This is a genomic window from Micromonospora coerulea (assembly GCF_016598485.1).
Taxonomy (GTDB): Bacteria; Actinomycetota; Actinomycetes; order Mycobacteriales; family Micromonosporaceae; genus Micromonospora; species Micromonospora coerulea.
Window position 1 is genome coordinate 65,601 of the sequence record NZ_JAEMUW010000001.1, and the last position, 23,233, is coordinate 88,833.

Annotated in this window: 23 protein-coding genes and 4 tRNA genes; 25 read left to right on the forward strand and 2 right to left on the reverse strand. The window is 70.5% G+C overall.

Annotation, left to right across the window (positions count from 1 at the left end):
* The first annotated feature begins 4 nt into the window (after nucleotides 1-4).
* The 4 genes from I8N68_RS00295 to I8N68_RS00310 all read left to right on the forward strand — a co-directional run bounded on the left by I8N68_RS00295 (nucleotide 5) and on the right by I8N68_RS00310 (nucleotide 4,296).
* Entirely contained in the window at nucleotides 5-1,546 is a 1,542-nt protein-coding gene (locus I8N68_RS00295; RefSeq protein WP_200206173.1) for an NADH-quinone oxidoreductase subunit N, read from the forward strand.
* Nucleotides 1,547-1,677: 131 nt separating this feature from the next.
* The gene (gene htpX / locus I8N68_RS00300) at nucleotides 1,678-2,556 is read left to right on the forward strand and encodes a zinc metalloprotease HtpX (protein WP_200206174.1); all 879 of its coding nucleotides are present in this window, start codon (nucleotides 1,678-1,680) and stop codon (nucleotides 2,554-2,556) included.
* Nucleotides 2,557-2,694: 138 nt separating this feature from the next.
* Nucleotides 2,695-3,954 carry an MFS transporter gene (locus tag I8N68_RS00305; protein ID WP_200206175.1) on the forward strand — a complete coding sequence of 420 codons (1,260 nt, stop codon included), beginning with the start codon at nucleotides 2,695-2,697 and terminating at the stop codon, nucleotides 3,952-3,954.
* 84 nt (nucleotides 3,955-4,038) lie between these two features.
* Nucleotides 4,039-4,296, forward strand: coding sequence for a hypothetical protein (locus tag I8N68_RS00310; RefSeq protein ID WP_200206177.1), 258 nt, complete (start codon nucleotides 4,039-4,041; stop codon nucleotides 4,294-4,296).
* A gap of 764 nt (nucleotides 4,297-5,060) precedes the next feature.
* Here the strand turns inward: I8N68_RS00310 and I8N68_RS00315 are convergent.
* Nucleotides 5,061-5,555: a YajQ family cyclic di-GMP-binding protein gene (locus I8N68_RS00315; RefSeq protein ID WP_200206179.1), complete on the reverse strand. Its 495-nt coding sequence runs from the start codon at nucleotides 5,553-5,555 to the stop codon at nucleotides 5,061-5,063.
* 148 nt (nucleotides 5,556-5,703) lie between these two features.
* Here I8N68_RS00315 and I8N68_RS00320 point away from each other — a divergent pair.
* A tRNA-Tyr gene (locus I8N68_RS00320) sits at nucleotides 5,704-5,787 on the forward strand.
* A gap of 379 nt (nucleotides 5,788-6,166) precedes the next feature.
* Here I8N68_RS00320 and I8N68_RS00325 read toward each other — a convergent pair.
* The gene (locus I8N68_RS00325) at nucleotides 6,167-7,393 is read right to left on the reverse strand and encodes an acyltransferase family protein (RefSeq protein WP_200206181.1); all 1,227 of its coding nucleotides are present in this window, start codon (nucleotides 7,391-7,393) and stop codon (nucleotides 6,167-6,169) included.
* A gap of 176 nt (nucleotides 7,394-7,569) precedes the next feature.
* Between I8N68_RS00325 and I8N68_RS00330 the strand changes: the two genes are divergently transcribed.
* The 20 genes from I8N68_RS00330 (at nucleotide 7,570) to rpoB (ending at nucleotide 23,212) form a co-directional block, all read left to right on the forward strand.
* Nucleotides 7,570-7,926 carry a hypothetical protein gene (locus tag I8N68_RS00330; RefSeq protein WP_200206184.1) on the forward strand — a complete coding sequence of 119 codons (357 nt, stop codon included), beginning with the start codon at nucleotides 7,570-7,572 and terminating at the stop codon, nucleotides 7,924-7,926.
* Nucleotides 7,923-8,372: a MerR family transcriptional regulator gene (locus I8N68_RS00335; RefSeq protein ID WP_200206185.1), complete on the forward strand. Its 450-nt coding sequence runs from the start codon at nucleotides 7,923-7,925 to the stop codon at nucleotides 8,370-8,372. Before I8N68_RS00330 ends, I8N68_RS00335 begins: the two co-directional genes overlap by 4 nt.
* Nucleotides 8,356-8,664 (forward strand): hypothetical protein, encoded by a 309-nt coding sequence (locus I8N68_RS00340; protein WP_200206186.1) that lies wholly within the window; start codon nucleotides 8,356-8,358, stop codon nucleotides 8,662-8,664. Before I8N68_RS00335 ends, I8N68_RS00340 begins: the two co-directional genes overlap by 17 nt.
* Nucleotides 8,665-8,993: 329 nt before the next feature.
* A complete protein-coding gene (locus I8N68_RS00345; RefSeq protein ID WP_200206187.1) occupies nucleotides 8,994-9,143 on the forward strand; it encodes a hypothetical protein in 150 nt (49 codons plus the stop codon).
* A 62-nt stretch (nucleotides 9,144-9,205) separates the two neighbouring features.
* Nucleotides 9,206-11,752, forward strand: a complete 2,547-nt coding sequence (locus I8N68_RS00350) for an EAL domain-containing protein (RefSeq protein WP_200206193.1) — start codon at nucleotides 9,206-9,208, stop codon at nucleotides 11,750-11,752.
* A gap of 108 nt (nucleotides 11,753-11,860) precedes the next feature.
* Nucleotides 11,861-11,933: transfer RNA gene (locus I8N68_RS00355), tRNA-Thr, on the forward strand.
* Between the two features lie 25 nt (nucleotides 11,934-11,958).
* Nucleotides 11,959-12,031 (forward strand) — tRNA-Met (locus I8N68_RS00360).
* 129 nt (nucleotides 12,032-12,160) lie between these two features.
* Nucleotides 12,161-12,328 (forward strand): 50S ribosomal protein L33, encoded by a 168-nt coding sequence (gene rpmG, locus I8N68_RS00365; protein ID WP_200206195.1) that lies wholly within the window; start codon nucleotides 12,161-12,163, stop codon nucleotides 12,326-12,328.
* A gap of 122 nt (nucleotides 12,329-12,450) precedes the next feature.
* The gene (locus tag I8N68_RS00370) at nucleotides 12,451-12,897 is read left to right on the forward strand and encodes a MaoC family dehydratase N-terminal domain-containing protein (protein ID WP_200206198.1); all 447 of its coding nucleotides are present in this window, start codon (nucleotides 12,451-12,453) and stop codon (nucleotides 12,895-12,897) included.
* A gap of 1 nt (nucleotide 12,898) precedes the next feature.
* The gene (locus I8N68_RS00375; protein WP_200206200.1) at nucleotides 12,899-13,291 is read left to right on the forward strand and encodes a MaoC family dehydratase; all 393 of its coding nucleotides are present in this window, start codon (nucleotides 12,899-12,901) and stop codon (nucleotides 13,289-13,291) included.
* Nucleotides 13,292-13,418: 127 nt separating this feature from the next.
* Nucleotides 13,419-13,491 (forward strand) — tRNA-Trp (locus I8N68_RS00380).
* Between the two features lie 212 nt (nucleotides 13,492-13,703).
* Nucleotides 13,704-14,096 carry a preprotein translocase subunit SecE gene (gene secE, locus I8N68_RS00385; protein WP_200206201.1) on the forward strand — a complete coding sequence of 131 codons (393 nt, stop codon included), beginning with the start codon at nucleotides 13,704-13,706 and terminating at the stop codon, nucleotides 14,094-14,096.
* Between the two features lie 38 nt (nucleotides 14,097-14,134).
* Nucleotides 14,135-14,857, forward strand: coding sequence for a transcription termination/antitermination protein NusG (gene nusG, locus I8N68_RS00390; RefSeq protein ID WP_200206202.1), 723 nt, complete (start codon nucleotides 14,135-14,137; stop codon nucleotides 14,855-14,857).
* A 183-nt stretch (nucleotides 14,858-15,040) separates the two neighbouring features.
* Nucleotides 15,041-15,472, forward strand: a complete 432-nt coding sequence (rplK, locus tag I8N68_RS00395; RefSeq protein WP_200206203.1) for a 50S ribosomal protein L11 — start codon at nucleotides 15,041-15,043, stop codon at nucleotides 15,470-15,472.
* Between the two features lie 82 nt (nucleotides 15,473-15,554).
* Nucleotides 15,555-16,271 carry a 50S ribosomal protein L1 gene (gene rplA, locus I8N68_RS00400; RefSeq protein WP_200206205.1) on the forward strand — a complete coding sequence of 239 codons (717 nt, stop codon included), beginning with the start codon at nucleotides 15,555-15,557 and terminating at the stop codon, nucleotides 16,269-16,271.
* 78 nt (nucleotides 16,272-16,349) lie between these two features.
* The gene (locus tag I8N68_RS00405) at nucleotides 16,350-17,225 is read left to right on the forward strand and encodes an ABC transporter ATP-binding protein (protein ID WP_200206213.1); all 876 of its coding nucleotides are present in this window, start codon (nucleotides 16,350-16,352) and stop codon (nucleotides 17,223-17,225) included.
* Nucleotides 17,222-17,911: a hypothetical protein gene (locus tag I8N68_RS00410; RefSeq protein ID WP_200206217.1), complete on the forward strand. Its 690-nt coding sequence runs from the start codon at nucleotides 17,222-17,224 to the stop codon at nucleotides 17,909-17,911. The genes I8N68_RS00405 and I8N68_RS00410 overlap by 4 nt, the downstream gene beginning before the upstream one ends.
* A 311-nt stretch (nucleotides 17,912-18,222) precedes the next feature.
* On the forward strand, nucleotides 18,223-18,768 hold the full coding sequence (rplJ, locus tag I8N68_RS00415; RefSeq protein ID WP_200206219.1) for a 50S ribosomal protein L10: 546 nt from the start codon (nucleotides 18,223-18,225) through the stop codon (nucleotides 18,766-18,768).
* A gap of 54 nt (nucleotides 18,769-18,822) precedes the next feature.
* Nucleotides 18,823-19,206 (forward strand): 50S ribosomal protein L7/L12, encoded by a 384-nt coding sequence (gene rplL / locus I8N68_RS00420; protein ID WP_200206220.1) that lies wholly within the window; start codon nucleotides 18,823-18,825, stop codon nucleotides 19,204-19,206.
* Nucleotides 19,207-19,780: 574 nt separating this feature from the next.
* Nucleotides 19,781-23,212 (forward strand): DNA-directed RNA polymerase subunit beta, encoded by a 3,432-nt coding sequence (gene rpoB, locus I8N68_RS00425; protein WP_200206221.1) that lies wholly within the window; start codon nucleotides 19,781-19,783, stop codon nucleotides 23,210-23,212.
* Nucleotides 23,213-23,233: the final 21 nt, after the last annotated feature.

The window sequence follows — 23,233 nt, forward strand, 5'->3', positions numbered from 1 at the left end:
CGGCATGAGCCTGGTGCAGAGCGTGAACAACGTGGCGCTGCTGCCGGCGTACCTGGCCGCCGGCACGGCCGTACTCGTTCTCCTGGCCGACCTGCTGGTGGCCCGCGCCGGCGCGACGGTGGCCGTGGCCGCCGCGGGCGCCGTCGCCACCGCCGTCGGCGCGGCGGTGGTCGGGGCGGGCGGCGAGCGGCGCACCTTCTGCGTCGGCGCGGACTGCTCCTGGGTGTACGGCGGCCGGGCGGCCCTGGTCGCGGCGGTCTTCGCGCTGCTCACCCTCGGCGTGCTGGCGCTCTCCGGCCCGCTGCTGCGGGCGGGTCGGGCGCCGGTGGGGGAGTACGCCTTCCTGCTCGCCTGTTCGCTGACCGGCGGCGTGGTGCTCGGTGCGGCCGGTGACCTGATCACCCTGATCGTGGCGCTGGAGACGCTGACCCTGCCGCTCTACGTCCTGGTCGGGCTGCGCCGGGGCAGCCTGGCCAGCGCCGAGGCGGCGGTGACCTTCTTCGTGGTCAGCGTCGTGGCGACCACGCTCACGCTGCTCGGCGCGGCGCTGCTCTACACGGTGACCGGCGGACTGCACCTGGACCGGCTCGGCACCACCCTCACCGGGCGGCCGGAGCTGCTGGACCTGCCGCTCACCACGGTCGCGGTGGCGCTGGTGGTGCTGGGGCTGGCGTTCAAGGTGGCGGCGGTGCCGTTCCACGCCTGGGCCCCGGCCACGTACGACGGCGCGCCGCTGCCGGTGGCCGCGTACCTGTCGACCGCGTCGAAGCTGGGCGGGGTGGTGGCCCTGCTCGCCGTGGTCCAGCGGGCGCTGCCGGCGACCGTCACCGGTCCGGTGCTGGCCCTGCTCGCCGTGCTCACCATGACCGTCGGGAACCTGGTGGCGCTGCGTCAGCGGCGGGCCGTCCGGCTGCTCGCCTGGTCCTCGGTGGCCCAGGCCGGCTACATCCTCGCCCCGCTGGGCGCGCTCGCGCTGGCCGGCGGGCGCACCGCCGACGCCCGCGCCGGGGCGTACGCGGCGGCCGTCGCGTACGCGGTCTTCTTCGTGGTCCTGGAACTGGCCGCCTTCGCGGCGGTGGTGGCGCTGCGCCCAGCGGACGCCGACGGCGGCACCCTGGACGACCTGCGCGGCGGGGCCCGCCGGCACCCGTGGGTCGGCGCCGCGTTCGCCCTCGCGCTGATCGGGCTGGCCGGGCTGCCGCCCGGGCTGGCCGGCCTCTTCGCCAAGGTGACCGTGGTCCGGTCGCTGCTGGACGGCGGCGCCGGCTGGCTCGCCCTGGTGGTGGCGCTGAACGCGGTGCTCGGCCTCGCCTACTACCTGCGCCTGGCCGCCACCCTGTACGCGGCCCCGGCACCGGACGCGGCCCCGGCCCGGGAGCGCTCCGGCACCCCGGTCGCCGCCGCGGGCGCGCCCGGCGGTGCGGTTTCGGCCGTCGTGGTCGGTTCCCGCCCGGCCTGGCTGGTATCGGTGGTCCTGGCCGCGGCAACCGCCGTGGCCGTGGTCATCGGCTTCGCGCCCCAGCTCGTGCTGGACCTCGCCCGCTGACCGGGCCCGCGCACAGCGGGCGCACAGAAATCCCCAGCCAACTTTCAGTCATGAGCAGGATGGTTGACGGGTACCGGGTTGTTGAACCGGTCAGCGGCCCCCGCGCGGGTCCGCGCACCGAAGGAGCGATCGTGCATCACAACCGTCTGAAGACCGCAGCGCTGCTCGGCCTGTTGACCTCGCTGATCCTCGCGGTCGGCTACTGGTTCGGCGGGAGCGGTGGCCTGGTCATCGCCGTCGTCGCCTCGTTGCTGATGAACGGCGTCACCTACTTCTACTCCGACAAGCTCGCGCTGCGCTCGATGCGCGCGCAACCGGTCAGCGAGGCGGAGTTCCCCGAGCTGTACCGGATGGTCCGTGAGCTGGCCACCGAGGCGCGGCAGCCGATGCCCCGCCTGTACGTCAGCCCGACCTCGCAGCCGAACGCGTTCGCCACCGGCCGCAACCCGCAGCACGCGGCTGTCTGCGTCACCCAGGGCATCACCGAGATCCTCGACTACCGCGAGCTGCGCGGGGTGATCGGGCACGAGCTGTCGCACGTCTACAACCGGGACATCCTGATCTCCAGCGTGGCGGCCGGGCTGGCCGGGATCATCACCTTTCTGGCGAACATCGCCTTTTTCATCCCGCTCGGCTCCTCCGACGACGAGGACGCCCCGAACCCGGCGGTGCTGCTGCTCACCCTGATCCTCGGCCCGATCGCGGCCACCGTCATCCAGCTGGCGATCAGCCGGAGCCGGGAGTTCCAGGCGGACCAGTCGGGCGCCGAGCTGAGCCGGGACCCGCTGGCCCTGGCCAGCGCACTGCGGAAGATCCACGCGGGCACCCAGGCGCGTCCGCTGCCCGCGCAGGGTCAGCTGACCAGCACCGCCCACCTGATGATCGACAACCCGTTCAAGCGGGGTGGCGGCATCGCCGCCCTGTTCTCCACCCACCCTCGGATGGAGGAGCGGGTCGCCCGGCTGGAGCAGCTCGCCCGCAACGCCGGCCCGGTGCAGTTCCAGCGCTGACCCACGCCGACACCTCCGCCCGCGTCCGGTTCCGGACGCGGGCGGAGTTGTGTGCGGGGAACTAAACCTTTTCCCTCCCGCCGCGCGCGGCGTTAGGGTCGAAACGTCTCTCACCCGTTACACCCTCGGAGGTCGACCGTGGCCGCACTGCGCCAGTACCTGGGCGTCTGGCGGATCCCCGGCGCGCCGATGCTGCTGATCCTCGGCGTCATCGGCCGGCTCGGGATCGGCATGACCCCGCTGGCGCTGCTGCTCGTCGTCGAGCAGGTGACCGGCCGGTACTCCCTCGCCGCGGTGGCCGGGGGCATCTACGCGCTCGCCGGCGCCGCACTGAGCCCCGTCGCCGGGCGGGTCGCCGACCGGGTCGGCCCCACGCCCGTGCTGCTGGCCACCGCCGTCGCCCACCCCCTGGCGCTGTTCGGGCTGCTCGGGGCCAGCCGGTCCGCGGCCGGCAACCTCCCGCTGATCTACCTGGCCGCCGGGGTGGCCGGGGCGACCTACCCGCCGCTGACCGCCGCCATCCGTGGCGCCTGGAACGACCTCACCGGCCCAACCTCCGGCCGGTACCACCTGCGCAACACCGCGCTCGCCGCCGAGACCTCGCTGTTCGAGATCGTCTTCGTCCTCGGTCCGCTCCTGGTGGCCGCGTTCGTGCTGGTCGCCGACGCCGCCGCCGCGCTGGTCGGCGCCGCCGTGGTCACCCTGGTCGGCACCGGCGCGGTGGCGCTCGGCCGGGTGATGCGCGGCTGGCGGCCGCACCCGCGCGAGCACCACGCCAAGGGTCTCGGCCCGCTGCGGGTAGGTGGCTTTCCCGCGCTGCTGGTCTGCGTCGCCAGCCTCGGCATCGCCTTCGGCGCGGCCGGAGTGATCGTGCCGGCCTTCGCCGGCAACGCCACCGCCGACGACCCGGAGAGTCTCGCCGGCCTGCTGCTGGCGGTCTGGGGCATCGGCAGCGCAGCGGGTGGCTTCTGGTTCGGCGTACGCCGGCCGGCGGCCAACATGACCCGCCAGTTCGCCGCCCTGCTCGGCGCGGTGGCCGCCAGCTTCGCGGTCTTCGCGGTGATGCCGGGCCCGGCGGCGCTGGGCGTCGCGCTGGTGCTCGGCGGCGCGACCATCGCACCCGCGCTGACCCTGGAGAACACCCTGGTCGGCCGGATCGCCCCGGCCGGCATGCTGAACGAGGCGTACACCTGGGTGGTCACCATGTCGGTGGCGGCGAGCGCCGTCGGCGGCGCGGTGGCCGGTCTGATCGTCGACCACGCCGGCGGCGTGCCGTGGGCGTTCCTCTTCGCCGGGGCGGCGGTCGCCGTCGGGGCCGCGGTCGCCGCGCTCCCCGCCGGCCCCATCGCCCGGGCCGAGGCCACCGCGGTACGCGCCGAACAGCCCGTCGCCGCCTGACCGGCGACCAGCCCGCCCCACTTCCCGCTGGTCTACTTCACCGGCCTCCACCTCGTCGCCGGGGCGTACGCGCTGGTCTACCGGATGCTGCGGCACGACGGCCTGTGGCTGTACGCGCTGCTCGGCACCTTCTTCTACATCCTGTTCTCGCCGCAACTGCTCTGGGCGGTCGTGCGGATCAGGGACGGCAGCTGGGGCACCCGCGGCGCGGCGCCGCCGCCCCCGACCGGCACCGGTTGTCCCCCCACGCCGCCGGCCGGCGCCGGAGCCGGCGCGGTCGGTCTGCGCGGGGACAACTGCGAGTTCGAGTTCGACCAGGTCGGCGTCGTCGCGACCGAGTGATCCTGGAGGGTCTCAACCACCCTCGACGGGGTACCTCTGCGCGATGTTCCTCTTCTTCTCGAACCGGATCGGCTGTCTGGGCTCGATCCTGATCAGCGCCATCCTGACCGTCATCCTGCTGTTGATCTTCTCCCGCTGACCCGGCGCGCTCGGCACTGGCCAGATTCGTTCGCATGCGCACCATCACCAGCCAACGCCTGCGAGGAGATCGGCCTGTCGCGGGTTCTGGCCGCCAGGCGTCACGGCGAACTGCTGCGGCAGTGGCGTCAGCACCGCGGCGGCCTGGAACGCGGCAAGCTTCCGTCGAAGCGAACACAATTCGGAAGGCTCATCGGTTCCCGTGCGGAGCGCTAACGTACTCACCCGCCCGCAAACGCGGACGGCCTTCGCGGTACCAGATTGGTGCGCACCTTGAACGGAACGAGCATTCCGATCGCCGATGCGCGATCTGGGCGGGCTCGCCACAAGCTCTGGTTCTTCGTCGCATTTGCGGTGCTTGGCGTGATCGCAATTCTTGCGTCAGACGGTGCGGGCGCAAAGCCTCCGGGCGACGAGCTCAAAACGGGCGGAGGAGCGTACGGCTGGTCCACCTCGAAAGACGTCGGTTCGAAAAATTCACCGATGGGCTCAACCCTCGCGATGGGCCAGGCCGTCGCCAGGCCGTCGGACGTCAGACGGGCATGACGAACGACGGCCAGCGGCGACCACGTTTGCGCACTTCACCGCGCGTGGCTAGCTCTCCGGCCAGCGCCACGGCTTCTGGCTCAGCGGTAGTTGGTGAACTGCAGAGCGACCCCGAAGTCCTCGCCCTTCAGCAGCGCGATAACGGCCTGGAGGTCGTCCTTCTTCTTACCGGTAACCCGGAGCTGGTCACCCTGGATCTGCGCCTGCACGCCCTTCGGGCCCTCGTCGCGGATCTTCTTGCTGATCGACTTCGCCTTGTCGGTCTCGATGCCCTGGATGACCTTGGCGTCGATCTTGAAGACCTTGCCCGACGCGCGGGGGTCACCGGCGTCCAGCGACTTCAGCGAGATGTTCCGCTTGACCAGCTTCTCCTTGAACACGTCCAGAGCGGCCCGGACCCGCTCCTCGGTCTCCGCCTGGAGGCTGATCGCCTCCTCGCCCGACCAGGAGATCTCGGCCCCGGTGCCGCGGAAGTCGAACCGCTGCGCGAGCTCCTTCTCCGCCTGACGGAGGGCGTTGTCGACCTCCTGGCGGTCGACCTTGCTCACAATGTCGAACGACGGGTTCGCTGCCATACTCATGCTCCTGCTGTCCGGCGGTTTGTGGTCCTGTGTCCCCCGCTGACCAGCGGTACGACCCCCTGACGGTACCCGCTTGCACCCGTCCCGGGGGGAGCCGCTATCCTTGCTTGCGCCGCCGCGTTGCGACGCGGTGGGGTGCCCTGGCGGGTTGCCCGAGCGGCCAATGGGAGCGGACTGTAAATCCGTCGCGAAAGCTTCAGAGGTTCGAATCCTCTACCCGCCACCAGGCAGAGGCAAGGCCCTTGACCTGCGGAAACGCGAGTTAGGGGCCTTTGTCGTCTCCTGCCACGGTTGACCGTTGTTGCCTCTCCTCGACCGGCCGATCGGGCACGCGACGGGCAGGTTGGATCTTGGGGTTCCCGACAATCCTGGGTCACGCACTGGTCCTCGGGCTCGCGCGTGGCGGGGGGTGGGTCGCGGTTGACTTCCTTATCCAGTCCATCCTGTTACCCCTCGCCGTCGACGTCCTTGCCGACGACCCGCTCACCGGCCGCCGGGCGGCAGGCAACGTGGCGCAACCAGCGCGCCAAAACCGAAAACGTCATTCGCCGCCCGCTCCAAGATCCGCCACCCCGATTACCCGTTCAAGGTTGCGTGGCGTGGCACTAGGTCGTCCCGGCCGCCACCGGCTGCGGGGCCGCCGAAGCCGCCTTCTCCCCGCCCGGCCGCGGCGGCACCGCGCCTGGACCGTCGGCCGGAGTACCCACAGCAGACCGGCGCCTCCCACCGGTGAGCAGCCGCATCATCGGCAGCTCCACAACGTGATGCAGCACCATCGCCGCGGCCAACGCAAAGCAGAACGTAGCCAGGACCAACACCCCGGCAGCCACCGTCGGGCGATGAGGGTGGTCGTCGCCGAACGTGTGCCGCACCGCGTACAAGCAGATCTCGTGAACCATGTAGAACGCGAACGACACCTCACCCAGGTACACCAGCCGCCGCGCCCGCCAAATCGACCGTGACCGCCGCACGTCAGCCAGGGCACACGCCGGAAGTAGAAGCGAGTAGCCCAGCGCCGTGCACGCGGCGTCCCGGGCCAGCCCGTACTCCTCCGGCAGGAACGCCGCCACGGCCATCCCGGCAAGAACCACCACGATGCTGACCGTCATGCCGGGACCGCGCCACCAGCCGCCCCGCACCAGCAGCGCGAGGCACATGCCGAGTAGGAACTCGACCATCCGGACCGGCGGCAGGTGGTACACGATGAAGTGCTCGGACCAGCCGAACGGCTCGTGGAACACCTTGATGCCGAACGGCAGAACCGCGACGAACAGGACCGACGCCCCAGCGATGAGCCACCAGGCGGCCGGTCGGAGCCGCCGCAGCCCGGCGTACAGGAGCGGGAAGCACAGGTAGAAGAACGCCTCGCAGCTCAGCGACCACGATGGTGCGTTGAACGAGTACCAGACGTCGGCCTGTCCGGGCGGCCAGGAGTGCAGCAGCGTGAGGTTGTAGAACATCCGCTCGAAGTCGATGACCTCCATGCCCCGCCATGACAGTAGGAGGCAGGCGATCAGGAACGTGACGAAGTGGTTCGGGTAGATCTTGGAGAAGCGGCGCCACCAGAATCGGCTGGCGGTGTCCGTCGGTCGCACGGACCAGGCCAGTACGAAGCCCGACAGGATGTAGAAGAACGACACCCCGGACCGGCCCGCGGCCAGGAGCGAGTTCAACGCCTCCTGCGCGCGGCTGTCGGCGATGAAGAAGTTGCTCTCGCTCTGGATGTGCAGGCAGAAGATCATCAGGGCTGCGATCCACCGGAGCCCGGTCAGGGAGTCCAGGCGGGCCGCCGCAGACGGCGTGCTGCGGATCGTGGCGGGGGCGCTCGTCATCATCGTCCTTTGGCGGCGGGGAGACAGGGGCCGGTATCACCACGCCGGCAGGGGAGATGGCGCATCGTAGCCGGACGTCAGTTGACCTGGGGACGGCGGTGGAAGCGGTTCCACGCCTGGGCTCGACTCCTGCAGGGCTTGCATCCGGTACCTAGGTACACGCTTACCGTCTGGGTATGAGCGACCAGCAGATCACGACGGATAGCGCCTGGGTGCCGGATGCCTGCACCTTGCCGACGGCTGACCGGCCGCTGCGGCTCACCGAGTTCGATCAGTTCTTTCGCGATGCGGTGCGGGGCGTCGATCGGCTGTCGGCGCAGCATCTGCGGTTGCAGCTCGCTGGTGCCGGGCAGGTGGAGGAGACGGCGCGGGACCTGATGGCCCGTGAGTCGTCTTGCTGCTCGTTCTTTGCTTTCGCCCTTTCCCGGTCCGGCCCGGATGCGCTGACGTTGGACGTGCGGGTACCGGCGGCACACGTCGACGTGCTCGATGGCCTCGCCGATCGTGCCGCGTCAGATCAGGGCGAGCGATGACCGAATCAGGGCTACGCAGCGGCCAACTGGCCGACGCGGCCGGGGTGAACGTGCAGACCCTGCGCTACTACGAACGCCGCGGCTTGCTCACCTCTCCGCAGCGGTCCCCCGGTGGGCACCGGCTCTACCCGTCCGAGTCAGTGACCCTGCTGCGGGTCATCAAGACTGCGCAACGCCTCGGCTTCACCCTCACGGAGGTCGCCGACCTGCTCGACACCGGCGGTCACCACCACGGCAGTCGACCGGACAGGGGCCTACAAACACGGGCTGGGGAAAAGCTGGTCGAGGTGGAGCAGAAGTTGGCGGACCTGACCGTCATCCGCGACACCCTGCGCGCCGCCATCTCGGCCGGCTGTGACGACCTGGTCGCCTGCGCGGGCAGCCCCTGCTGCCCCCTGCCGTTCGCTGAACTCGCCGAAAGGAACGACCGTGCCGACCATTGCTGACCGGCTGCGCCGCCTGCTCCCTTCCGGGATGACCGGACTCGCGGCCACCGCCTGCGCCGCCTGCTGCGTGCTGCCGCCCCTGCTCGCCGCCGGGATCCTCGGCGGTGCCGGCTGGGCTGCGGCCAACCGCTTCATGCCCGGCGTCGCCGTCGCCCTGGCCGTGCTCGCCGGCCTCGCCTGGTGGTGGGCCAGCAAGCGCCTCCGCACCGCCGGCTGCGCTGGCGGCAACTGCTCCTGCGGCCGGCCCGACCAGCACGACCGGGAGGTGCTTCCGCTACGGTCCGGCGCATGAGCGGCCCGCTCGATCCTGCTGTTCCGGGCGAGGGCCGGAGGGCTGTCGGAGATCGGCCAGAGCGATCGGTGGACGACGGGTTGCGTGTCCGCTACGGGTGGTAGAGGATCTAGATGCCAATTCTGACGCTAGGTCGGATTTTGGGACTACGGCCGACGGGGGAACCGACAAAGATTCTGGCCACACGACTGACGCGGCCAACCGGACGGCTTGAGCCGTCCCTGCCAGCGTCTTGAGCGCCCTGCCGCAGCTTTCCAGGCTGAGCGGGCTGTGGCACCATCATGGAATCTCCATCGTTTTCTGCACCCCCTGCCGACAGGAGCACACTGATGTCTGGTCGTAGGTCCGGCCGGCTGCTCGGCGTGACGCTGGCCCTCGTTGCCCTTGCCGCCGTCTTCGGCGGCGTGATCGGTGACCTCGAATACCACCAGTTGGAGTACGACTGGTCCGCCGCGATCGTCACCGCGCTCGTTCCGTAACCGCCCGGGGCGCACTCGCGTCCCTGGCGGTTCGGGCCAGGCGTCACTGTCTGAGGAGCGGGATGGCAACGAGTCGACCGCCGACGCGGAGGACGACGGATTCAGCCTGGCTGATCACCGGTCCGCTCGCGCTGATCACCGTCGTCGGCCTGATCATCCTCAGCCTCGCCAGCCCGCCGACGGTGGGGGACGCCCTGGCGGCTCCCATACTGCTCTTCGCGCTGGTGGCCGCGGGCACTCAGGTTCTCCAGTTCATCGTGCTGCGGCAGGGCCTCTCCGTCACGTTGACGGAGATCCCACTCGTGCTCGCCTTTCACTATCTCCAGCCGGTGACCGTCGTCCTGGTGGCGGCGCTCGCCGCGTTGATCGGCCAGATGAGACGCCGGCTGACGCCGACCAAGGTGTGGTTCAACGTGGCGAAGGCCGGGGCCGCGGCCACGGTCGCTAGCCTGGTGCTGCTCGCCATGCCGCCGGTCGAGGGCGTCGGCCCACCGGCCTGGGGCGTGCTCTTCGTCGCGGTGAGCACGTTGACGCTGGTCACGCTCGCGGCCGTCGGGGGTGTGATCAGCCTGCTGCAGGGGTGGCAGGCCGGCTGGCAGGTGGTCCGGTCGGCGGCGCCCACGCTGCTGGCCGCGGCGGTGAACGTCGCCATCGGCCTGGTCATCCTGATCGTGCTCAGCAGCAGCGGCTGGGCGATCCTCCTGCTCGCCGCGGTGGCGGTGGCGGTGGCGTTCGTCTACCGGTCCTACTCGCGGTTCTTCCGGCAGCACCGCACCCTGGCCGACCTGTACGACCTGACCAAGGCGGTGAACCAGAGCGGCCAGGACGGCACCCTGGTCGACGCGCTGCTCGGCCGGATCCGCAGCCTGATGCAGGCCGAGTACGCCACCCTCTGGCTGCCGTCGCAGGGGCGGCATCCGGAGGTCCTGCTCACCGCCCGGGTCGACGACCCGGGCCTGCTCGACTTCGCGCCGGGGCCGACGGCGATCCGGCAGCGGGTGCTGGAGTCGGGCCAGCGCGTGGCGGCCGGGCGGAAGCTGGGCGACGACCCGGATCTGCCCCGGACCGGCGCCGGCCCCGCCAAGGACGTCCTGGTCGTGCCGCTGCGTTCCGGTCAGGCCGTGATCGGCACCCTGGAGATCGTCAACCGGCTGGGCGACACCAACCATTTGACCTCGGCCGACATCCCGGTCTTCGAGACGGTGGCCGCGCACGTCGCCGTGGCCCTGGAGAATTCCCGGCTGGTGGACCGGCTGCGCCACGACGCGTACCACGACGCGCTGACCAAGCTGCCCAACCGGCGGCGGATCACCGGCGCGCTGGACGAGGCGGTGAAGATCCGGGCGCCCGGCGAGGTGGTCGCGGTGCTGGTCTTCGACGTCGACGGGCTGCGCCAGGTCAACGAGTCACTGGGGCACGCGGCGGGCGACAAGGTCCTGGTCGAGGTGGCCGAGCGGCTGCGCGCCTGCGCCCCTTCCTCGGCCCTGGTGGGGCGGGCCGGGGGCGACGAGTTTCTGGTGACGCTGCGGCTGGAGAACGCCGAGGCCGCCCTGGAGCTCGCCGCCGAGCTGCGCGAGCAGATCCGCGACGAGATGGTCTTCGACGCGCTCACCCTGGACGTGGACACCGCCGTCGGGGTGGCCGTTCACCCCGATCACGGCAGCGACGCGGCGAGCCTGCTGCAACGGGTCGACCTGGCCGCGACGGCGGCCAAGTCGGTGCCGGGCAGCGTGCAGCTGTTCAATCCGGCGCTGGAGTCCCGGTCGCTGCGCCGCCTCGGCCTCGCCGGCGACCTGCGCCGCGCTCTTGACCAGGGCGAGCTGGAGGTCTACTTCCAGCCCAAGGTGACGTTGCGGGACCGGCGGCTGCTCGGGGTCGAGTGCCTGGCCCGCTGGGAGCACCCGACGCACGGCACGGTCGCCCCGGAGGACTTCGTCGCGGTGGCCGAGCACACCGGTCAGCTCGGCCGGCTCACCGAGGTGGTGCTCCGGGAGGGGCTGCGGCGCAGTCGGGACTGGGCCCACGCCGAGCAGCCGCTCGCCGTCGCGGTCAACCTTTCCGCGCGTACGCTCACCGACCCGGGCTTTCCGGACCAGGTTCGCGAGCTGCTCGACGAGTACGGCGTGCCGCCGCAGCGGCTCACCTTCGAGATCCGGGAGGCCGGGGTGCTGGACGGCACCGACCGGCCGATACCGACCCTGCGCCGGCTGCGGGACCTCGGTGTCCGGCTGTCGGTGGACGACTTCGGGACCGGCTCGTCCTCGCTGGCCTACCTGCGCCGGCTGCCGGTGCACGAGGTGAAGGTGGACCGCGCGTTCGTGCAGGGCATGGCGACGGACCCGGGCGACCTGGCGATCGTCAACGCGGTGGTGACCCTGTCGCAGCAGTTCGGCCTCGCGGTGGTCGCCGAGGGGGTGGAGAGCGAGCTGACCCTCGAGCTGCTCCAGGACATCGGCTGCGAGATCGGCCAGGGCTTCCTGTTCAGCCGGCCGCTGCCGTACGAGCGACTGGAGGCGTGGTTCGGCGCCCAGGTGGAGCCGGAGGCCACGGCCGCCGCGGAGGCGCCCCGGCTGCGGGTCGTGCCGGACCGCTCGGCCACCCTGCTCTGACCTGGGGGAACGCGGAACACGGCCGGTATGGGGGGATCCGATTTCACCTCGGCGAGCCCGGTCGTGTACTGTCTTTTCTGCGCGACACCCCACGGGGTGATCGGGTAGGCCCCCTTAGCTCAGTCGGCAGAGCGTCTCCATGGTAAGGAGAAGGTCTACGGTTCGATTCCGTAAGGGGGCTCACAGGGTCCGGCTGGACCCGCCACGGCGGTGTAGCTCAGATGGCAGAGCAAGCGGCTCATAATCGCTGTGTCGCCGGTTCAAGTCCGGCCACCGCTACTCTCGTCCTCTGGGCCAGCCCGGAGGTCGGTGGGATGGGCGCCACAGGCGCCCACTTTGCATGTCCGCGCGGTCAGCGCGTAGGCTGGCGCGTCGTAGTTGTTCCGTTAGCGAGGAAGGCACTCCGCCGTGGCGAAGGCGACCGATGTCCGGCCGAAGATCACTTTGGCGTGTGTGGAGTGCAAGGAGCGCAACTACATCACGCGCAAGAACCGCCGCAACGACCCGGACCGGATCGAGCTGAAGAAGTTCTGCCGCCGGGACGGCAAGCACACCATCCACCGCGAGACCCGCTGACCCGCGGCCGGCTTGGCCGGCCCGGTTCCACAGCATCCCCGAACGCCGATCCGCGCGGACGGCGGCCCCGAGTGGCCGCCCCGTACGGATCGGCGTTCGTGTCTTCCGTGTAGGTTCGCGGCATGTCTCTGGACCCGTCCTTCGTCGGCCGGACGTATCCGCCGACCGCCCCCTACCAGGTGGGCCGAGAAAAGATCCGCGAGTTCGCGACCGCCATCGGCGCCACCGACCCGGCGCACCACGACCCGGACGCGGCCCGCGCGCTGGGGCACCCCGACGTGGTGGCCCCGCCGACCTTCCCCGTGGTGGTCACCATGGCCGCCAGCCGGCAGATCATCGAGGATCCGGCCCTCGGCGTGGACTACAGCCGGGTGGTCCACGGTGACCAGCGGTTCGCGTACACCCGGCCGGTGGTGGCCGGTGACGAGCTGGTGTGCGTGAACACCATCGAGGACATCAGCAGCCGGGGCGGGCACGGCTTCCTCACCACCCGCACCGACGTGCGCACCGCCGCCGGCGAGCCGGTGGTCGCCGTCTGGTCCAAGATCGTCGTACGCGGGGAGGCCTGAGATGGAACTGCCCACCCAGACGTTCCGGGTGACCCGGGCGGATCTGGTCCGCTACGCGGGCGCCTCCGGCGACTTCAACCCGATCCACTGGAGCGACCGGTTCGCCACCAAGGTCGGCCTGCCCGGGGTGATCGCCCACGGCATGTTCACCATGGCGCTGGTCGGCCGGGCGGTGACGGCCTGGGCCGGCGCGCCGGACGCGGTGGTCGACTTCGGGGTGCGGTTCACCCGTCCGGTGGTCGTCCCGGACGACGACCAGGGCGCCGAGATCGAGGTCTCCGCGGTGGTCAGGGAGGTCACCGAGGAGGGCCTGACCAGGCTGGACGTCACCGCGACCTGCCTGGGTGAGAAGGTGCTCTCGCAGGCCCGGGCGACCATCCGGACGCCCCGCTGAGAGGTCTTCCGACGCGCAGGAGGTGGACCGGTTGGGAAAGTCGTACGACTACCCGTACACTGGTCCGCCGTGGGGCAAGTGACCCCTGCCGGGCCTGCATGGCTGGGTGGGGCGTGAGTTGTCGCACAGGGGTGTAGCTCAATTGGCAGAGCAGCGGTCTCCAAAACCGCAGGCTGCAGGTTCAAGTCCTGTCACCCCTGCGCCTCAGGCCTGACCGTTCCCGTGGGTCGCGCCGCCGAACGGCGGCGTCCGGCCCGTGGTGGTGGCACCGGCGGGGTGGTTCCGAGGCATCGGTCCCTCCCGGTCGATCCGCCGGCCGCGGCCCGTCGCGGGACGGTTTGGTCCGGCCGGCGTGACCAAACGCCGCGCACGCCTATCGGCGTGCGACCCGATACCCCGCACGGAGGGCGAAGTGGCCGAGAGCAAGCGGCGCGGCGAGGACGCCGGCGACGAGCGCCAGCGCGAAGACGCGGTCGTCGACGACGTGGCCGACGACGACGCCACCGACGCGGAGGAGCCGGTAACCCGGGGCGGCACCGCGACCCGCGCACGGGCCCGGGCCGAGTCGGCCGACGGTCGGAAGACCCGCAAGGACACCGACCGGGTGGGGCTCTTCGCCCGCATCGCGCGGTTCTTCCGCGAGGTGGTGGCCGAGCTGCGTAAGGTCATCTGGCCGACACGCAAGGAGCTGCTGACCTACACCGCCGTGGTGGTCACCTTCGTCGCGGTGATGCTGACGATCGTGGGCCTTCTCGACTTCGCGTTCGCGAAGGGCGTGCTGTGGGTCTTCGGCAACCCCAGCTGACCGGCTGACTGTGCCGATAGTGACGGAAGTGAGCGAGCGTGCCTGAGTACGACGAGACCGCCGAGACCACGGACGAGCAGTCCACGGTGGCGACGGCGGCCAACGATGAGTCGGTCGAGGCCGCCAGCGAGCCGGAATTCCCGACCACCGAGCCCGCGCCGGACGAGGAGTACGACCCGGTCGCCGAGCTGCGCCAGAAGCTGCGCTACGCGCCCGGCGACTGGTACGTGGTGCACTCCTACGCCGGCTACGAGAACAAGGTCAAGACCAACCTCGAGACCCGGATCACCTCCCTCGACATGGAGGACTTCATCTACCAGGTCGAGGTGCCGACCCGGGAAGAGGTCGAGGTCAAGAACGGCAAGCGGTCCCAGGTCCAGGCGAAGGTCTTCCCGGGCTACATCCTGGTCCGGATGGAGCTGACCGCCGAGTCCTACTCCTGCGTCCGGAACACCCCCGGGGTCACCGGCTTCGTGGGGGCGACCGACCGGGCCGACCGGCCGGCACCGCTGAGCCTCGACGAGGTGCTGAAGTGGCTGGCCCCGGCGGTCGAGGCCGTGGAGAAGAGGGCGAAGCCCGAGGTCAGGGTCCTCGACTTCGAGGTCGGCGACTCGGTCACCGTCACCGACGGCGCGTTCGCGTCGCTGCCGGCGACGATCAGCGAGATCAACGCCGACCAGCAGAAGCTCAAGGTGCTGGTGTCGATCTTCGGCCGGGAGACGCCGGTCGAGCTGAACTTCAACCAGGTCGCCAAGATCTGACGTACGGTCGCACCGGCGGTGGGGCTCCGGCCCGCCGCCGGTGCGTCGTTTCACCCGGCCGTCGGACCTCGGCGGCGAGGGTGGCGGATGTCTGCGCTACCCTAGAACGTCGGCTGTCGCACCGCGCTGACCGTGCGCGCCCGCTGCCGGCATCTTTCCCAGTTCCAAGCCCCAGGAAGAGACATGCCTCCGAAGAAGAAGCTCGTCAAGACGTTCACGCTTCAGCTGAAGGCGGGCCAGGCCACGCCGGCACCGCCGGTCGGCCCCGCGCTCGGTCAGCACGGCGTGAACATCATGGAGTTCTGCAAGTCCTACAACGCGCAGACCGAGTCCCAGCGGGGCGACATCGTCCCCGCCGAGATCAGCGTGTACGAGGACCGGACCTTCACCTTCGTCCTGAAGACCCCGCCCGCGGCCCGGCTGCTGCTCAAGGCCGCCGGCGTGGAGAAGGGCTCGGGCGTCCCGCACACCCAGAAGGTCGGCTCCGTGACCCGCGCCCAGCTGCGTGAGATCGCCGAGAAGAAGATGGTCGACCTCAACGCCAACGACGTCGACCAGGCTGCGAAGATCATCGCCGGCACCGCCCGGTCGATGGGTCTGACCGTCGCCGACTGACGTCGGACATCACTCACCCGATCAGTTCGTGGGAGGGCGCGCGGTGACCGCGGCCCGCCATAGACCACAGGAGTAAGCAGAAATGCAGCGCAGCAAGAGCTACCGCAAGGCCGCCGAGGTCATCGACCGGGCGAAGCTCTACACCCCCGCCGAGGCCGTCAAGCTGGCCAAGGACACCACCAACACCAAGTTCGACGCCACGGTCGAGGTCGCGATGCGCCTCGGCGTCGACCCCCGCAAGGCGGACCAGATGGTCCGCGGCGTGGTCAACCTGCCGCACGGCACCGGTAAGACCGCCCGCGTGATCGTCTTCGCCGCCGGCGCGAAGGCCGAGGAGGCCGCCGCCGCGGGTGCGGACGAGGTGGGCACCGACGAGCTGGTCGCTCGGATCCAGGGCGGTTGGCTGGACTTCGACGCGGCGATCGCCACCCCCGACCAGATGGCCAAGATCGGCCGGATCGCGCGGATCCTGGGCCCGCGCGGCCTGATGCCGAACCCGAAGACGGGCACGGTGACCATGGACGTCACCAAGGCCGTCTCGGACATCAAGGGCGGCAAGATCACCTTCCGGGTGGACAAGCACTCCAACCTGCACCTGATCATCGGCAAGGCCTCGTTCTCCGAGACCCAGCTGATCGACAACTACGCCGCCGTCCTCGACGAGGTGCTCCGCGCCAAGCCGTCCGCGGCCAAGGGCAAGTACCTCAAGAAGGTCGTCCTGACCACCACCATGGGCCCGGGCGTTCCGGTCGACCCGAACGTGGTGAAGAACCTGCAGGAGACCTCGACCGAGGGCTGAGCACGCCTGACGTAACGGGGCCCCGCCACCACAGGTGGCGGGGCCCCGTTCTGCTTTCCGCTGTGGCAGGCTCGCGGCATGCGGCTGGAGAACGTCTGGTTGCGGTACCACCGGCGCGGCCCGTGGGTGCTGCGAGCGGCGGACGTGCGGATCGACCCGGGTGAGGTCGCGGTGGTGCTCGGCCGTAACGGGGTCGGCAAGTCCACGCTGCTCCAGCTCGCCGCCGGAGTGCTGCGGCCGACCCGCGGGCGGGTGCTCGGCCGGCCGGCCGCCGTCGGCTGGGTGCCGGAGCGCTTTCCGGCCGACCAGCCGTTCACCGTGGACCAGTACCTCGGGGCGATGGGGCGGGTGGCCGGGCTCGCCGGCCCGGCGACCGACCGCGCCGTGGCCCACTGGGTGGACCGGCTCGGCCTCACCCCGGTCCGCGGGGTCCGGCTGCCCCAGCTGTCGAAGGGCACCGCCCAGAAGGTGGGCCTGGCTCAGGCAATGCTGCGCCCGCCGGGGCTGCTGGTGCTGGACGAGCCCTGGGAGGGGCTGGACGCCGCGGCCCGCGAGCTGGTGCCGGCGGTGATCGACGAGGTGCTCGCCGACGGGGGTGCGGTGCTGGTCAGCGACCACCGGGGCGAGACGGTCCGGCTGCCCGCCGCGCGGCGGTGGGCGGTCGCCGACGGAGCGGTCGCCGAGGAGTCCCCGTCCGGGCCGGAGGCGATGGCGGTGGTGGAGCTGGTGGTCCCGGCCGCGCGGGTGTCCGGCACCGTGGCCCGGTTGCGCGCCGACGGCCACCACATCCTCCGGGTACGCGCCGCCGCGCCGCCGGCTGCGGCGAGCATTCCTGATGGCGTTGCCGCGTCGTCGGCCGTGCCGAGCAGGGCCGAGCCCGGGGCGCCGTCGCTGAGCCTCGGCGACGGCGTCGAGCCGGGCGCGACCGGTCCGGCCCGGGAGGCCGCCCGGTGACCGCGCTGGTCCGGCTGCGGCTGGCCGGCTTCCTGCGTACCGGACGAGCGCTGGCGCCGGTCCTGGCCGGCCTGCTGACCCTCGGCGTCCTCTACGGCGGCGGTCGGGCCCAGCCGGCGGAGGCCTACGGCGTCTCGGCGGTGGTGCTCTTCCCCGTGCTGGCCTGGCAGACCAAGATCCTGCTGGACGTGGAGCCGGATGTGCAGCGCCGGCTGGCCCAGGTGGCCGTCGGTCCGGCCCGGGAGCGGGCGGCCGGGCTGCTCGCCGCGGCCCTGGCCGGGCTCGGCACGGTCGGCGTCGCGCTGATCTTCCCGTGGCTGGTCGGCGGGGTGACCGGCCCGGTCGGGCCGGGGGACCGTTCGATCGTCGCCGGGGTCGGCCTCGGCCTCTGGGCGCACCTGCTGGCGCTGCCGGCGGCGGTGGCCCTCGGCGCCCTGGCCAGCCGGGCGGTCACCGGCAGCGCCGGGTACGGCATCGCGGTGCTGGCCCTCGGCGCGGTCGGCGCCCTGGTGCTCGGCCTGAGCGACTCGGTCGCGCCGTGGCTGGCCCCGCCGGTGATGCCGACCGCCCGGGCGCTGACCGGCCCGCTGGCCGCGCCGACGGCGCTGCTGCTGTCGCTCTGGGCGGCCGCGTGGGCCGCGGTGGCGCTGGGCAGCTACGCCTGGCGACGTCGCTCGCGGGCCTGAGGGAGTGATCGGGCGCACGCCGGGGCCGATTTGGCGGTACGCGGACCCGTCGCGTAGCCTGGGGCGGTAGTTCCACCCAGAGACCGCTGGTCACCGTGCTCCGGCACGGTCGAAGGTCCCGCGATGACGGGCGACCCGCGCAGGGCGGCAAGCGAAATTCGGTTCCTCCCGTGGTCCGGACCATGGTGATCGCCGGCCCTCGCCCCGTGCGCCCTGCGCCGGGGCTTTTCGTTGTCGTGATGCCTCCGGCGCCGTCACCGAGCATCCGCTCGTCGGCGGCGACCAGCCTCGAGCAACGAGAGAGGAGGGACATGGCGGACAAGCCGATCCGGGCCGACAAGGCCACGGCCGTCGCTGAGCTGACCGAGAGCTTCCGCAACGCGGGCGCTGCGGTGCTGACCGAATACCGTGGTCTGACGGTTTCCCAGCTCACCCAGCTGCGGCGCTCGCTCGGCAACGAGACCACCTACACGATCGCGAAGAACACGCTGGCGAAGCGTGCGGCGACCGAGGCGGGGATCTCCGGGCTCGACGAGCTGTTCACCGGTCCTACCGCGCTGACTTTCGTTTCGGGCGACGTCGTCGAGGCGGCGAAGGGGCTTCGCGACTTCGCGAAGGCCAACCCGAAGCTCGTCATCAAGGGCGGTGTCTTCGAGGGCAAGGCCATTTCCGCGGCCGAGGTCACGAAGCTCGCCGACCTGGAGTCCCGCGAGGTGCTGCTGGCCAAGCTGGCCGGCGCCATGAAGGGCAACCTGAGCAAGGCCGCGGCCCTGTTCCAGGCTCCGCTCTCCAAGACCGCCCGTCTGGCGGCCGCACTGCAGGACAAGCGCGAGAAGGAGGGCGCCGAGGCGGCCTGAGGCCTCCCGGCGCACCCACGTTCTTAGTTTTCACTTTGAGAAAGGACGCCAGACATGGCGAAGCTCAGCACCGACGAGCTGCTCGACGCGTTCAAGGAGATGACGCTGATCGAGCTCTCTGAGTTCGTGAAGCAGTTCGAGGAGACCTTCGAGGTCACCGCCGCGGCCCCGGTCGCGATGGGCGTTGCCGCCGCGGGTGCCGCGCCGGCCGAGGCCGAGCCGGAGAAGGACGAGTTCGACGTCATCCTCGACGCCGACGGTGGCAAGAAGATCCAGGTCATCAAGGTCGTGCGTGAGCTGACCGGCCTGGGCCTCAAGGAGGCCAAGGACCTGGTCGAGGCCGCGCCTAAGGCCGTCCTGGAGAAGGCCAACAAGGAGACCGCCGAGAAGGCCAAGGCCAAGCTCGAGGGCGAGGGCGCCAAGGTCACCCTCAAGTGACCTTGCGTACGACCCTGACGCGCATCCGGCTCACGTGAGCTGGGGCACACCGCGTCGTGGCGGGCGGTGATCCGGGAACGGATCGCCGCCCGCTGTGGTTGTTGGGTTCCGGTGGCGGCGGCGTGAGCAGGGCGTCCGGGTCGGGCCTACCGCTCCACAGCGGGTCCTGTCGGTAGTCCGTCGGTGGGAAAGACACCCCGACCGGTAACCGGCCCTTGACGCGACACCCGGCTGACAGGCACGCTGACACCAGCAAGACCTCCGCGCTTGCAACGGCCACCTCTCGGGTAATGGCAACGGCAGCACCACCGCCCGCGACACCCGAGCGGCCCGGCAGGAACATCGCGTTCCGAGCGGCCCGGTAGACCCGGTTTTCCGAGGTCCCGAGGCGAGTTCCGCGATGACCTGCGGGGTGGGCTGGACAGCGGTTAGCCTCTCGGCTACACTGCTAGTTTGCGCTGCCTTCCGACTTGACCCCTGCTCGGATATGTCCGGTTACGGATAATTCTGGTGGGGTCATTGGAGTGCACGCGTACCAGCCGTTCTGCAGCACCGGTCCTCGGAAGGACGCATCTTGGCAGCTTCCCGCCCTGCGAAGACCAGTCGTACGTCGAGCGCTTTCGCTCCCCGCCGAGTTTCTTTCGGCAGGATCACCGAACACCTCGAGGTCCCCAACCTCCTCGCCATTCAGAACGAGTCCTTCGACTGGCTCGTCGGCAACGAGGCTTGGCAGGGCCGGTCGGCGGACGACCCGCACGCACGCTCGGGTCTCGCGGAGATCCTCGAGGAGATCAGTCCCATTGAGGACTTCTCCGGCACCATGTCGCTCTCCTTCTCGGCTCCGCGCTTCGACGAGGTCAAGGCCTCGATCGAGGAGTGCAAGGAGAAGGACCTCACCTACTGCGCGCCGCTTTTCGTGACCGCGGAGTTCACCAACAACACCACTGGCGAGATCAAGAGCCAGACGGTGTTCATGGGTGACTTCCCGATGATGACGCCCAAGGGCACCTTCATCATCAACGGCACCGAGCGCGTCGTGGTCAGCCAGCTCGTCCGGTCCCCGGGCGTGTACTTCGACAAGCAGCCGGACAAGACCTCCGACCGCGACCTCTCCAGCGTCAAGGTCATCCCGAGTCGGGGTGCCTGGCTGGAGTTCGACATCGACAAGCGCGACACGGTCGGCGTTCGCATCGACCGCAAGCGCCGGCAGGCCGTCACCGTCCTGCTCAAGGCCATCGGGTGGTCCGCGGAGCAGATCCGCGAGAAGTTCGGCTGGTCCGAGCTGATGATGACCACGCTCGAGAAGGACCACATCGCCGGCCAGGACGAGGCGCTCCTCGACATCTACCGGAAGCTCCGCCCTGGCGAGCCGCCGACCCGTGAGAACGCCCAGACCCTGCTCGACAACCTCTTCTTCAACCCGAAGCGGTACGACGTCGCCAAGGTCGGGCGCTACAAGTTCAACAAGAAGCTCGAAGTCGACGTGCCGATCACCACCGGCACGCTCACCGAGGACGACATCGTCGCCACCGTGGAGTACCTCTGCCGGCTGCACGCCGGCGAGGACGGCTACGAGGCCGACGACATCGACCACTTCGGCAACCGTCGCCTGCGTACCGTGGGTGAGCTGATCCAGAACCAGGTCCGGGTGGGTCTTTCCCGGATGGAGCGGGTCGTCCGCGAGCGGATGACCACCCAGGACGTCGAGGCGATCACGCCGCAGACCCTGATCAACATCCGCCCGGTGGTGGCGGCGATCAAGGAGTTCTTCGGCACGTCGCAGCTGTCCCAGTTCATGGACCAGACCAACCCGCTGGCGGGTCTGACCCACCGGCGCCGGCTGAGCGCGCTCGGCCCGGGTGGTCTGTCCCGGGAGCGGGCCGGCTTCGAGGTCCGTGACGTGCACCCGTCCCACTACGGCCGGATGTGCCCGATCGAGACGCCGGAAGGCCCGAACATCGGCCTGATCGGCGCCCTGTCCACCTTCGCCCGGGTCAACCCGTTCGGCTTCATCGAGACGCCGTACCGGAAGGTCGTCGAGGGTCGGGTCACCGACCAGATCGACTACCTGACCGCGGACGAGGAGGACCGGTACGTCAAGGCCCAGGCCAACGCGCCGCTGAAGGCCGACGGCACGTTCGCCGAGGACCGGGTCCTCTGCCGCCGTAAGGGCGGCGAGACCGAGGACGTGGTTCCCGGCGCCGTCGACTACATGGACGTCTCGCCGCGGCAGATGGTCTCGGTCGCGACCGCGATGATCCCGTTCCTCGAGCACGACGACGCCAACCGCGCCCTGATGGGCGCGAACATGCAGCGTCAGGCGGTGCCGCTGGTCAAGGCCGAGGCTCCGCTGGTCGGCACCGGCATGGAGTACCGCGCGGCGGTCGACGCCGGTGACGTGGTCGTCGCCGAGGTCGGCGGTGTCATCGAGGACCTCTGCGCCGACTACATCACGATCCACCAGGACGACGGCCACCGCCGGACGTACCTGCTGCACAAGTTCCGCCGCTCCAACGCCGGCTCCTGCGTCAACCAGAAGCCGGTCGTCTTCGAGGGCGACCGCGTCGAGGCCGGTCAGGTCATCGCCGACGGTCCCTGCACCGACGAGGGCGAGATGGCGCTCGGGCGCAACCTGCTCGTGGCGTTCATGTGCTGGGAGGGCCACAACTACGAGGACGCGATCATCCTGTCGCAGCGCCTCGTGCAGCAGGACGTGCTCACCTCGATCCACATCGAGGAGCACGAGGTCGACGCCCGGGACACCAAGCTCGGCCCGGAGGAGATCACCCGCGACATCCCGAACGTCAGCGAGGAGATGCTCGCCGACCTCGACGAGCGCGGCATCATCCGGATCGGCGCCGAGGTCGTCCCCGGCGACATCCTGGTCGGCAAGGTCACGCCGAAGGGCGAGACCGAGCTGACCCCGGAGGAGCGGCTGCTCCGCGCGATCTTCGGTGAGAAGGCGCGTGAGGTTCGGGACACCTCGCTGAAGGTGCCGCACGGCGAGACCGGCACGGTCATCGGCGTGCGTACCTTCTCCCGTGAGGACGGCGACGAACTGCCGCCGGGCGTCAACGAGCTGGTCCGGGTCTACGTCGCCCAGAAGCGCAAGATCCAGGACGGTGACAAGCTCGCCGGCCGGCACGGCAACAAGGGCGTCATCTCCAAGATCCTGCCGGTCGAGGACATGCCGTTCCTAGAGGACGGCACCCCGGTCGACATCGTGCTCAACCCGCTGGGTGTGCCCTCCCGGATGAACATCGGCCAGGTCCTGGAGACCCACCTCGGCTGGGTCGCCAAGACCGGCTGGAGCGTGGAGGGCGACGACGCGGCGTGGAAGAAGCAGCTGCGCTCGATCGACGCCCACGAGTCCGAGCCGGACACCAACGTGGCCACTCCGGTCTTCGACGGTGCCCGCGAGGAGGAGATCTCCGGTCTGCTCTCGTCGACCCTGCCCAACCGGGACGGCAAGCAGCTGATCGGTTCCTCCGGCAAGGCGCAGCTGTTCGACGGTCGCTCCGGCGAGCCGCTGCCGGACCCGATCGCGGTCGGCTACATCTACATCCTGAAGCTCAACCACCTGGTCGACGACAAGATCCACGCCCGGTCGACCGGCCCGTACTCGATGATCACGCAGCAGCCGCTGGGTGGTAAGGCGCAGTTCGGTGGCCAGCGCTTCGGTGAGATGGAGTGCTGGGCGATGCAGGCGTACGGCGCCGCCTACGCCCTGCAGGAACTGCTGACCATCAAGTCCGACGACGTCCTCGGCCGGGTCAAGGTCTACGAGGCGATCGTCAAGGGCGAGAACATCCCCGAGCCGGGCATCCCGGAGTCGTTCAAGGTGCTGCTCAAGGAGCTGCAGTCGCTGTGCCTCAACGTCGAGGTGCTCTCCAGCGACGGTGTGGCCCTGGAGATGCGCGAGACCGACGACGAGGTGTTCCGGGCCGCGGAGGAGCTGGGCATCGACCTGTCCCGGCGCGAGCCGAGCTCGGTCGAAGAGGTCTGAGGTGAGCGGTCGGGAGCCGGT

What these genes read in the sequence shown, in the direction of transcription:
- I8N68_RS00295 (WP_200206173.1), top strand. Translation starts at nt 5, where the DNA reads ATGAGCCTGGTGCAGAGCGTGAACAACGTGGCGCTGCTGCCGGCGTAC.
- I8N68_RS00315 (WP_200206179.1), bottom strand. Translation starts at nt 5,555, where the DNA reads ATGGCAGCGAACCCGTCGTTCGACATTGTGAGCAAGGTCGACCGCCAG.
- I8N68_RS00335 (WP_200206185.1), top strand. Translation starts at nt 7,923, where the DNA reads ATGACCGAATCAGGGCTACGCAGCGGCCAACTGGCCGACGCGGCCGGG.
- I8N68_RS00325 (WP_200206181.1), bottom strand. Translation starts at nt 7,393, where the DNA reads ATGACGAGCGCCCCCGCCACGATCCGCAGCACGCCGTCTGCGGCGGCC.
- I8N68_RS00330 (WP_200206184.1), top strand. Translation starts at nt 7,570, where the DNA reads ATGAGCGACCAGCAGATCACGACGGATAGCGCCTGGGTGCCGGATGCC.
- I8N68_RS00370 (WP_200206198.1), top strand. Translation starts at nt 12,451, where the DNA reads ATGTCTCTGGACCCGTCCTTCGTCGGCCGGACGTATCCGCCGACCGCC.
- I8N68_RS00310 (WP_200206177.1), top strand. Translation starts at nt 4,039, where the DNA reads ATGCTGCGGCACGACGGCCTGTGGCTGTACGCGCTGCTCGGCACCTTC.
- I8N68_RS00350 (WP_200206193.1), top strand. Translation starts at nt 9,206, where the DNA reads ATGGCAACGAGTCGACCGCCGACGCGGAGGACGACGGATTCAGCCTGG.
- rplL (WP_200206220.1), top strand. Translation starts at nt 18,823, where the DNA reads ATGGCGAAGCTCAGCACCGACGAGCTGCTCGACGCGTTCAAGGAGATG.
- rplA (WP_200206205.1), top strand. Translation starts at nt 15,555, where the DNA reads ATGCAGCGCAGCAAGAGCTACCGCAAGGCCGCCGAGGTCATCGACCGG.
- I8N68_RS00345 (WP_200206187.1), top strand. Translation starts at nt 8,994, where the DNA reads ATGTCTGGTCGTAGGTCCGGCCGGCTGCTCGGCGTGACGCTGGCCCTC.
- I8N68_RS00375 (WP_200206200.1), top strand. Translation starts at nt 12,899, where the DNA reads ATGGAACTGCCCACCCAGACGTTCCGGGTGACCCGGGCGGATCTGGTC.
- rplJ (WP_200206219.1), top strand. Translation starts at nt 18,223, where the DNA reads ATGGCGGACAAGCCGATCCGGGCCGACAAGGCCACGGCCGTCGCTGAG.
- rplK (WP_200206203.1), top strand. Translation starts at nt 15,041, where the DNA reads ATGCCTCCGAAGAAGAAGCTCGTCAAGACGTTCACGCTTCAGCTGAAG.
- I8N68_RS00405 (WP_200206213.1), top strand. Translation starts at nt 16,350, where the DNA reads ATGCGGCTGGAGAACGTCTGGTTGCGGTACCACCGGCGCGGCCCGTGG.